This is a genomic window from Bacteroides sp. AM37-9 (genome assembly GCF_003603455.1).
In the GTDB taxonomy this organism is placed as follows: Bacteria; Bacteroidota; Bacteroidia; order Bacteroidales; family Bacteroidaceae; genus Bacteroides; species Bacteroides xylanisolvens.
On sequence record NZ_QTNF01000005.1, the window covers coordinates 1 to 9,761 of the forward strand.

General features: G+C 43.2%; 13 protein-coding genes and 1 pseudogene. 5 read left to right on the top strand and 9 right to left on the bottom strand.

The window, feature by feature from the left end:
• Positions 1-163 precede the first annotated feature (163 nt).
• The 5 genes from DW862_RS04930 to DW862_RS04950 form a co-directional block, all read right to left on the bottom strand.
• Positions 164-364 (bottom strand): winged helix-turn-helix domain-containing protein, encoded by a 201-nt coding sequence (locus DW862_RS04930; RefSeq protein WP_009132802.1) that lies wholly within the window; start codon positions 362-364, stop codon positions 164-166.
• 504 nt (positions 365-868) lie between these two features.
• Positions 869-1,390, bottom strand: a complete 522-nt coding sequence (locus DW862_RS04935) for a BfmA/BtgA family mobilization protein (RefSeq protein WP_009132800.1) — start codon at positions 1,388-1,390, stop codon at positions 869-871.
• 80 nt (positions 1,391-1,470) lie between these two features.
• Entirely contained in the window at positions 1,471-2,043 is a 573-nt protein-coding gene (locus DW862_RS04940; protein ID WP_009132799.1) for an ORF6N domain-containing protein, read from the bottom strand.
• A 49-nt stretch (positions 2,044-2,092) separates the two neighbouring features.
• Positions 2,093-2,290, bottom strand: a complete 198-nt coding sequence (locus DW862_RS04945) for a hypothetical protein (RefSeq protein ID WP_009132798.1) — start codon at positions 2,288-2,290, stop codon at positions 2,093-2,095.
• A gap of 13 nt (positions 2,291-2,303) precedes the next feature.
• Positions 2,304-3,299: a replication initiation protein gene (locus DW862_RS04950; RefSeq protein WP_009132797.1), complete on the bottom strand. Its 996-nt coding sequence runs from the start codon at positions 3,297-3,299 to the stop codon at positions 2,304-2,306.
• 73 nt (positions 3,300-3,372) lie between these two features.
• On the opposite strand from DW862_RS04950, the pseudogene DW862_RS26705 reads away from it, so the two are divergent.
• A pseudogene (locus DW862_RS26705) lies at positions 3,373-3,432 on the top strand (four-helix bundle copper-binding protein); the annotation flags it as partial.
• A gap of 324 nt (positions 3,433-3,756) precedes the next feature.
• Here the strand turns inward: DW862_RS26705 and DW862_RS04965 are convergent.
• Complete coding sequence (locus DW862_RS04965) at positions 3,757-4,071, bottom strand: helix-turn-helix domain-containing protein (protein ID WP_007851388.1); 315 nt, start codon at positions 4,069-4,071, stop codon at positions 3,757-3,759.
• A 5-nt stretch (positions 4,072-4,076) separates the two neighbouring features.
• Entirely contained in the window at positions 4,077-4,424 is a 348-nt protein-coding gene (locus DW862_RS04970; RefSeq protein ID WP_008669299.1) for a type II toxin-antitoxin system RelE/ParE family toxin, read from the bottom strand.
• 389 nt (positions 4,425-4,813) lie between these two features.
• Between DW862_RS04970 and btgA the strand changes: the two genes are divergently transcribed.
• The 3 genes from btgA (at position 4,814) to DW862_RS04985 (ending at position 7,172) form a co-directional block, all read left to right on the top strand.
• Positions 4,814-5,419 carry a mobilization protein BtgA gene (gene btgA / locus DW862_RS04975; protein ID WP_008669301.1) on the top strand — a complete coding sequence of 202 codons (606 nt, stop codon included), beginning with the start codon at positions 4,814-4,816 and terminating at the stop codon, positions 5,417-5,419.
• Complete coding sequence (btgB, locus tag DW862_RS04980) at positions 5,416-6,294, top strand: mobilization protein BtgB (protein ID WP_008669303.1); 879 nt, start codon at positions 5,416-5,418, stop codon at positions 6,292-6,294. The genes btgA and btgB overlap by 4 nt, the downstream gene beginning before the upstream one ends.
• A gap of 572 nt (positions 6,295-6,866) precedes the next feature.
• Positions 6,867-7,172 (top strand): hypothetical protein, encoded by a 306-nt coding sequence (locus DW862_RS04985; RefSeq protein ID WP_005783170.1) that lies wholly within the window; start codon positions 6,867-6,869, stop codon positions 7,170-7,172.
• A gap of 82 nt (positions 7,173-7,254) precedes the next feature.
• Here the strand turns inward: DW862_RS04985 and DW862_RS04990 are convergent, their stop codons facing one another.
• Positions 7,255-7,698, bottom strand: a complete 444-nt coding sequence (locus tag DW862_RS04990; protein ID WP_007659487.1) for a hypothetical protein — start codon at positions 7,696-7,698, stop codon at positions 7,255-7,257.
• Between the two features lie 342 nt (positions 7,699-8,040).
• Complete coding sequence (locus tag DW862_RS04995) at positions 8,041-8,277, bottom strand: winged helix-turn-helix domain-containing protein (RefSeq protein ID WP_009132803.1); 237 nt, start codon at positions 8,275-8,277, stop codon at positions 8,041-8,043.
• 155 nt (positions 8,278-8,432) lie between these two features.
• On the opposite strand from DW862_RS04995, the gene DW862_RS05000 reads away from it, so the two are divergent.
• Positions 8,433-9,719: an IS1380-like element IS613 family transposase gene (locus DW862_RS05000; protein ID WP_005805709.1), complete on the top strand. Its 1,287-nt coding sequence runs from the start codon at positions 8,433-8,435 to the stop codon at positions 9,717-9,719.
• Positions 9,720-9,761 lie beyond the last annotated feature (42 nt).

Genomic DNA, 9,761 nt, shown 5'->3' on the forward strand with positions numbered 1-9,761 from the left:
AGGACGTTTAGACGCAAGAAGGACGCTGAAGAGCTTAGTTGCGGATTTGAGGTTAGATTAATAAATAGTTTTGAAATGGATAAAGAGGAAACGCTTTAGCATCATAATGGCATGATACGGCGAATATGCCGGCGTTTGCCTTTTATCCTCTTGAGGCGTTGCATCACTCTCTCCTGATATGCAATAGACCGTTTATCCGTTCAATATATACTTTGCCTTCACGTGCGAGCCACCCGGCGGCAATGGCGGTTTCATCAGCAGCCATGTTCAGTTTTCTCGCAAGCTCTGCAATGGTTATACGTCCGGTTTCTCTCAATTTATCCCAAATCGCTCCGGCATTGTAGCCTATAGTAGTCTTTTCCATATAACAACTTGTTTAAAAATTAGTACTAAAAACATATATCTCTCATTGCGTACGCATTGTCTGTCCTCTCGTTTAAGATACTGTTGTTATAAGTGAAAAAAAGCGGAAGGGCATTTGCCTATCCGCAGGTGAGGGAGTCGAAGCCCTTAGGTACAAACAGGTAGCGCCCCCCGCATATAGCGAGCGGGCGTATAGACTGTTTTTGCTGTACCTACGGTTCATTTTCGACTTTTCACCTGCACAGAAATCAGCTAAACGCTTTTCTTCAATATGTAAAAAACACTGTTGTATTGCGACTAATCCCCGACCAAGGCTCCACATCAGAGAAGTTTTTCTCAGAAAGTGACAACATAGTCCTGTTACAACTTAGACAAAGATAATAAAAAGATTGTAATAAGCAAATTTGAAAGCGATGTTTTTGGTTGAAATCAGTTAAATTAATCACTTTTGGACGCTCATGTGTTGGTGTCGCTTTCATTTTGCCTTTTAAGGATATGCTAAAGTTTATAGTTCTGTATTTACTTTTATTTTCCCTATTGTCTTTTGCTCGTCACGTACCCGGCACAGTTCTTGGTGTGCTTTTTCCTTGTACTCCTGCAAAGCAGAGTTTTCGGATCGCAGCCGGGCAATCTCCCTTTCTTGTTCTTCGCTTTTGGCTTCTGCTTTTGCTTTTTCTTCGGCAGCATGGGCGATCAGTTCCGGCGCTGGGAGTTGTTTGGTGGTCTGTTCCCGGACAACTTGGAGAAACTGGCGCACCGCTTCCGTTCCCTCGTTGTTGGTCTGCATGGTTGTTTTTACTTCTTTCAGTTCTCCGATGATTTTCTCCAATGGGGAATAATCGAGAGCGTTACTTTGCAGGTCAAATCCGGTACGCTCGAAATAATCCAGCGCAAGGGAAACAAACTCTTTCCGCAATATGCCGTTTGCCCGGCAGTATATCTCCAGCCGTTCAGATGTTTCTCCGCTTATCGAAATGGTTGTCTTTTCCGGCTTGCTCTTGGGTTGTATGGTTGCTTTATCTGTCATGCCTTAACTTATTGATGTAAATATGCTTATAATATGCTTGATATACTTGAAATATGCTACATGTTTTGATTATATGCTCGTTATTTGTCCGGCTTGCTCTTCTTTGTCCGCTTGACTGTGTGCTTGAACTTGACCGCCATAAGGTTGAGTTCGATAGTGGATTCCGTTTCGGTCGTGTCCGTATCATCTACAAGCAGGTCGGAGAGAAGCTCGCCTGTGCGCTGGATAAGCCCTTTTTGCTTGGCGTTGTCCGGCTCGTTATGTATCGCTTCGATATTTCGTGTAAGTTCACGCAGCTTTGTGAACGAATCTATTATCGCAATGGTGGTTTGCGTGGCTCTTGGGCTTTTCATTATGGTAGCCAGCATATACAGCCCTCTTTCGGTAAAGGCTCTTGGTTCGACAGTCGATTTTTTCAGTCTTTCCATGCGGTGGAAATTTTCCACCACATACTGTTTTTCAGAGGGTTGTAGGGTAAAGCAATACCCGTCCGGGAATTTTTCGGGATTGTTTTTGACAGCCTTGTTTATTTCTCTGGTTTCTGTCTGATAGAGTTCGGCAACATCCCGGTCAAGTATGACCTTTTGCCCCCGAAGCTCGATAACACGTGCTTCGACTTCTTTGGTTCCTATTGTTTGCGGTAAGTTTTCCATATTTTTTGAATTATGCTACAAATATACCGAATATTCCGAAAATATACCTCTATTCCGGGAGTAAATCGAGTTGGAAATCATGGTAAACGCCCCCTTTTCTTCCGCAGGCTTCCGGACATGGTTCGGTGAATATCACTGTTACGAATATTGCCCCGGCGAACTTCTCTATCTCTGTAACCATTGCCCGTAAATCCCTGCCATAGCCGCTTATTTCGGCTGGTACGATAACTTTATCACCTGTTTTCATACTTGTATGTTTTTTATTCTATACCAAAATCTTCCATTAAGCAAACCCGGATGATAGCCCCTATCTGTTTGGCTGGCTTGTCTATATATTGCTCAAACTTCTTTTGTATCTTTTGCGCCACCTGTACGGCTATTTCCGGGTGTAACTGTACGGCGTTCACTACACGCTTAACATATCCTTTGTCACTTTTAGAGAACCTCGAAATAGTGGTTGTTATGTAGATGATCGCCTGTTTTGCGCTTTCGTATTCCAATAGCTTTTGTTGTTCGGTTTGCCTTGTGTAAACGTAGAATTTGTATTCGGTAACTTCCTTGCCTTTGTAGCTCTTTGGCTCGAACTCGAAGTATAAATCGCATTGTCCGGCATTGTACAACTCCCGGAGTTCCTTTTGCGGATCGTCAAGTACACGCCTTTTGAAATCGCATCCCCGTTTGTATTTCTTTTCCAACATGAACATTTCCCGAAGCTTTTCGACTGTGTAGAAAAAGAACCCGGCGTTTCGGTATTGGCAGCACAGTTCGTAAAACCTTTGCGAGAATGTGCTTTTGAGTGCGATTGCTACCGTCATGGAGTAACTCGTGAAGTTTTGGGCGAGTTCCACGTAATAGGGTAGTACCTCTTTGGAAACTTGCACCTCAAAATACGATTTATTTTTGATATGCTTGACGTAATTGACAAAACCGATACTTAGCCACATTTTTTCGTTGTTAATCTCTATATCGCGATTTCTAAGCCGTTTTAGCGCATCGTAGATGTTTTGCATCTTGGTATTGTCACCGCATTTCTTTAGTTCTTCCTCGTGTATGGTGATAATCAGATCATCGAATAAGTCCCGTCTGCCGTTCTCGTTCTCGATGTATTGCGCCCGGATATTTCGTATAATGGAGTATAGGGCACGTTTTTCGATAAGGTCGAACTTGTAGCGTGCGGTAGTCAGCGCATTGTCTTGCGACAGGACTATATCCCTCTGTTTCTTGTCTTTCTTCTCCATGACTTTAATGCTTTTCACAAAGGAAATATTTATCTACGACAAAAACAAATATATGGCGTAGAATATTTGTCGTAGATAACCGTTTTTTTCGGAAATTTGTCGTAGATGCTCGGAAATTTGTCGTAGATGCTCGGAAATTTGTCGTAGATGACCTTTGTAAGATATTACAGCACAATGTGTTATGCTATGCCGTAAAAGTAACTAAAAAGAAACTAAAAATTACCGTAAAGCAATGGAGTGTTTCTTTTTTGGTTTATAGAGGTCGCTTCGCTCCACTTTTCAGCGTGTTTTTTGATACGACGAATTTCCGGAGAATGGGAGAGAGTGGAAACAAGTAAAGCCAAGTGCAACGGATTAGGAAGATTTTTCGGTGTGTTAAATTTTGTATAAATATGACTTTTAATGTATAAAACGAGAAGTTTCCGGGAGCGAAAACGCATCCCGGATTTAATGTAACTTTTTGTTGTATAGTTAGTTACCATAACGCAACTTTACCCATGCTTCCGATTTCAAGTTTAGCACTTATCCCCATAGCCTTAAAAACTCTTGCAATGGTGGAAAAGGTTAAATTCTTACCGTTTTCAATTCGGGAGATTTGAGCCCGTTGCACTCCTATCAGATTACCTAATTCCTCTTGGGTTAAGTTCTTTGATTGGCGAGCTTGTTTAATGGCTTCACCTATCAAAAAAGAGTTAAGTTCTTCTTCGTAGGCATCACGTTTGGGAGTACCTTTTTCTCCGATGTATTTATCCTCGATTTCTTCGAGTGTATAAAATTTCTTTGCTTCCATACGCTTTATCTTTTTGAATTAAAATAATCTTTTCTAATCTCTTCGGCTTTGGCTATTTCTTTGGGAGGTGTCTTTTGGGTTTTCTTGATAAACCCATGTGTTGCGATTACCAGAGTGTTTATCTTATCGTCCTTATCCCAAAAAGCAAGAAGCCTGTACTTGGTTTTGTTATAGAACGTTCTGAATTCCCAAATATCCGTATCATCCAATTTCTTGAATAAATCTGGATCAAGTACAAAGGTGGATTTACGAATATTGCTAATGATCTTCTCACGTACCTTGTTGGGCAATCCGTCTAAAAACTCTTGGGCTTCGTTGGATAATTTGACCTTGAATCTTGATTTTGCTTCCATATAAAGTTTTAGTGTTGCAAAGATAATATTTTGTTTCCATATAGCGAAACAAAATATTGATATTTTATGCAGCCTGTTGTGCCGTTTTGATGTGTTTTTTTGTTTGTGGAATAGGTTCTTTCTTTGTGCCTCGCTCCGACTTCTCCCCGTCCCCCTTGTACGAGCTTTCGCCGTACCGCAGGGGAGGGTGTTCGTCGATTGCTCGGCAGTCGAAAGAATAGCAAGAGGAAACCGGGCTTTACCCTGTTTTTCCTCTTGCCCTACGGGGTTACGGCTGAATATCAGCCGTTTAAGTTTTTTAACCGCAATTAGTTTGAAATTGTGGTTAAAATTATACCTTTGTAAATCAGAGATTTAATAATATAAACAGCAATTAAAACCGCAATTGTATGGATAAGGAAACCACCACTTCTGTCACCATTGACCGAAAAACGTTTGCCCGGCTTGATAGGCTGGCAAAGTCCAATAATGTATCAAAGAAAGAGTTCCTTTCCTGTGCGCTGGAGTACTTCGAGAAGTACGGCATCAACCCGGTTGAGCATGAGAGTCCGGCAAAGGAAATGCAGAAACTTATCAAACGCTGTGATCAAGTGATAGCGTTCATCCGGAAGCAGGAGCAGGATTTCTTGCGTCCGGCTTGTGAAGCCATGGGCAGTACAAGTATGAGGGTGACCATGAGCATGGACTCGATACTTACGGAAAAAAAGTTCAGCCAATACCAAAAAGACAATGACCTATTCATGCGTGACCTTGCAAGCCTTGCCGGGATAAGGGAGCAGGCTTTGGACCGGGCGGAAAAGGCAGTCGGTCAGTCGAGGGATATGCTTCTGAAGAACCAACAAGCCATTTATGCAAGGCTGGACGCTGTGACGCAAAGGCAGGAGAAGATCTTCTCCTATATCGCAAGCTATATCGATGCGAAAGGAAAAGCCGGGCTTTTCGATGATATAAAAGCCTTGTACAAGAACGAGAAGAACAAAAGGGAAAAGATATGAACGTGAAGATACAGGGAAGCGGTAACGGCACATATGCCAATACAGGCAGTTGTGTTGCGGTGACGAACTATCTCCAGCATGAGGATTTGGAGAGGATGAAGAAAGGGGAGGAGGTGCAGCCGTTTTTCAACCAGTTCCGGGACTACGTGAGCGCAAGGGAGGTCACATTCAAGATAGACAACAACAAGGCTAAGTTAAGCCGGACTGACGCAAAGTTCTATGTTATCACTGTCAGCCCTTCAGAGAAGGAGCTGCGCTGCATGGGCAGAACTCCGCAGGAGTGTGCGGAAGCCTTACGGCGGTACATACGGCAGGATGTGATGAGAAACTATGCGGAGGGCTTCGGAAAAGGCTTGAAAAGCGATGATGTGGAATATTATGCAAAGATCCATTTCAACCGGGACGGTGAAAGTGACAGCGATATGCACGCACATATCATCGTCAGCCGGAAAGACCGGAGCAACACCAGGAAGTTAAGCCCTAAAACGAACCACACCGGGAAGAAGAACTGCGGCAACGTGAAGGGAGGTTTTGACCGGACGGATTTTTTCCGGAAGTGTGAAAGCTCTTTTGATCGGCGCATGGGGTTTGACCGGGAGCCGGAGGAAAGCTTCGACTATCTTAATGCCGTCAAGAACGGAAGTCCGGCGGAAATAGCCCGGCAGGTGGAACGTGCGGAACGCATCAGAAAGGAGAAATGGGACAAACTCAAAGCAGAGCTTCAATCCCGGCAGGAGCCGGAGAAGTCGAAAAATCAACAGGTGGAGAAAACGCCGGACATCGAGCAGCCTATTCCCAAAAAGAAGCAGCAGGAGGAAGATCTGGAACTCCTGAAGAAGCCAAAAAGGAGCAGAGGTTTCGGAATGGGCATGTGATTTTTCTATTTTCCGGCACAAAGGTAACTCCGCACGCCGCATTTGTAAAGGGACGTTTCACTCTCCGGGTAAAAAATCTCCTGTGCTCGCTTCGCTCGTGCGGTATTTTTTACCCTTCGCCCTTGACAAATACTCTGTGCTTCGCTGGCAGGTGTTTAGGAAAAAAGAAAAAAAATGTTGTTCTTTGGCGGGATGTCCGCTTTGTCATTTTGTTACCGGGATTTGTCCGCATGGTGGGAGACCCGCCCCGATCAGCCGGACACGCAATATCATTTTGTAATAACCGGCTAGCTGTTTTTATGGTGTAACGCTCCGATATTGCTTTCTTTTTGATAGATATGCAAATGCAAGAAGCCCCCCGGCGAAAACCCCGCCGGAGGCAATTATAGAAAGTCTGTGTATCATTTCCACAAAATGTGGAAATGATACACAGATAACAGTTCTTCAATAAATATATGTGTTTTTTGTATGCTTTTGATTATCAGGTATATATGACTTGTTTATTTGTTTGGCACAATGTTTGTTCTTTGTCTTTCAGAAACCATATGTTAAATATTTAAATAGATTGGATTATGAAAAAGGTATTATTTGCAGTAGCACTTGTTATGGGATTGGGTAGTTCAGTGGCATTCGCCGGCAACATGGTATCGGATGTTGAGATTGTGGTAATGGTGAACGATTATAAGCCAATCGAGGTAAAGGATCTGCCGCAGGCGGTTCAGGACACGATCAAGAAGGATTTCGCAGACCTGACAATCAAGGAAGCCGCAGTTGAGGAAAGCGAGGAAGGCACAAAGACCTACAAGGTGACATTTACCGATGCAGAAGGCACGGACAGCGAAGTGTTCTTCAACGAGAAGGGCGAAGTCCTGAAATAAAGCAAATGAACAGCAAAAAGAGAATTCAATTAAACTGTGTCAGCAAAATTAATATTTTATTGCTTTGCTGACACAGTTTGTTTTACAGCCCCTCCGGTTCCGGTGACTTGTAAGGCTTGAAAGCAACCCGAACCTCCTTATGCTCATCGATGACGAAAGTCTGCTCCGGCTCCACAGAACGAATAATGACGCCATTGACTTTCCAATACATGATTGTCCATGATTTGGAATGGGTAGCACGAAAATGCACCGTTGTGCCTTTCGCTATTTCAGCCGGAGAGATCAATTCTCCTATCTTTTCCGCAGCCGTATTTTCCAACTCCGGTTTAGCCGAAAGCTGACCTTCACCCTGATCCACACCAAATGCCAGCACTACTTTTTCCACTGCGGGAGGAAGAGGAGGATCTTCATCATTGTCACAAGAAACCGCAAATAGCGTAAGCCCATACAACAAAACAACGACAAAAGAGAGATAACCGATCTGTCTCATTAAGCCGATTTCTTTTTTTTCCATAGCAGTTTTCATAAGCTTATTTTTTGTTTACGACCGCATAAAGATAACAATTTGTTGGCTAAAAGGGTTTATTAAATATAGTGTTTATCACTTAATGATTTAAGGTTAATATCCTGTAGGTTGCAGGGAGAACAAACGGGAACAGCCGTTCCCGCCCCTTTCGGATTGTATGCCAGCACCCCTAAAAAATGCCTTGTCAAAGACAAGTAGTAACACGCCTGTGTTACGTTTTCGACTTTTCAGCCGTCCGACCGCCACCCCGTCCGATTTGACTTGCCTTTGAGGTTATATATGCAAATGCAGGAAGCCCCCCCCGGCGAAAACCCCGCCGGGGGCAATATTTTTAAACAGGCTTTAAAAATACACGTTCAGCATAAGGTATAAAAAGACGTTCTTATCCTTAGTGCTGTGGTGTTCAAGTTCGAATTGGATTTTGTCCTCACGTGCGAGCCAACCTATTGCACTGGCAGCTTCCAGGTCATTGAACCCTGTTGCATCCTTGACTTCTTGTAAAGTCCATTTCCGAGGTGCGTCTGTGCTTAATAAACGCCAGAGTTTTCCTGCGTTTTCTCCGATGATATGCTTGTCCATACTGGTTGGTTTATTAGACCTTAATTCCGCAACACTATTATAAAATATTTTTTTTAAGTACCTGAGCAACAAAAAGTTGCTCAGGATTTTGCCATGTCAGAGGATTCACTTAACTTAGTGTTGCAAAAAAATAATCAAACAAAACCTCATCAGGCATGGCAAAAATACAAATAAAATCCGAGAAGCTCACTCCTTTTGGAGGAATATTTTCAATCATGGAGCAATTTGACTCCACATTGTCATCTGTAATCGACTCGACACTCGGTCTAAGGTGTAGCTCGTTCGGTTATCAGTACAGTGAAATCGTCCGTTCCCTCATGAGTATCTACTTCTGTGGTGGCTCATGCATTGAGGATGTCACTACTCATTTGATGAACCATCTCTCGCTCCATCCGACACTTCGTACTTGTAGTTCTGATACTATCCTCAGAGCGATAAAGGAACTGACGCAAGGAAACATCTCATACACATCAGATACGGGTAAGAACTACGATTTCAACACGGCTGACACACTCAATACCTTACTGCTCAATTGTATGTTTGCATCCGGCCAACTGAAAGAGGGCGAGATGTATGATGTTGATTTCGACCATCAGTTCATAGAGACTGAGAAGTATGATGCAAAGCCTACATACAAGAAGTTCCTTGGTTATCGCCCTGGCGTGGCGGTTATTGACGACTTGATTGTTGGCATTGAGAATAGCGATGGTAACACCAACGTTCGTTTTCATCAGAAGGACACGCTGAAGAGATTCTTTGAGAGATTTGAGCAGAACGGACTTACAATCAATCGTTTCAGAGCTGATTGTGGATCATGTTCCGAGGAAATCGTGGAGGAAATAGAGAAACACAGCAAATCCTTCTATATCCGCGCAAACCGCTGCAGTTCGCTCTACAATGACATCTTTGCTCTTAGAGGCTGGAAGACTGAGGAAATCAATGGCATTGAGTTCGAATTGAACTCTATTCTTGTTGAGAAGTGGAAGGGTAAAGCATACCGACTTGTGATTCAAAGACAGAAACGGATGGACGGTGTGCTGGATCTTTGGGAAGGAGAATACACATACCGTTGTATCCTGACTAACGACTATGAATCTTCCACAAGAGAAATTGTCGAGTTCTATAACCTTCGTGGAGGAAAGGAACGTATCTTCGATGATATGAACAATGGTTTCGGGTGGGACAGATTGCCCAAATCCTTCATGGCAGAGAACACTGTGTTCCTTCTTCTTACGGCACTTATCCGTAATTTCTACAAGGCCATTATCCACAGACTTGACGTAAAGAGGTTCGGACTCAATGCAACAAGTCGCATAAAAGCGTTTGTCTTCAGGTTTGTCTCTGTACCAGCCAAGTGGATCAGAACATCAAGGCGGTATGTGCTGAATATCTATACCTGTAATAATGCTTACGCAGATATTTTTCAGACTGATTTTGGATAACGCCTACAACTTATGGGTATGATACTGCGTATTGCCTCAAGT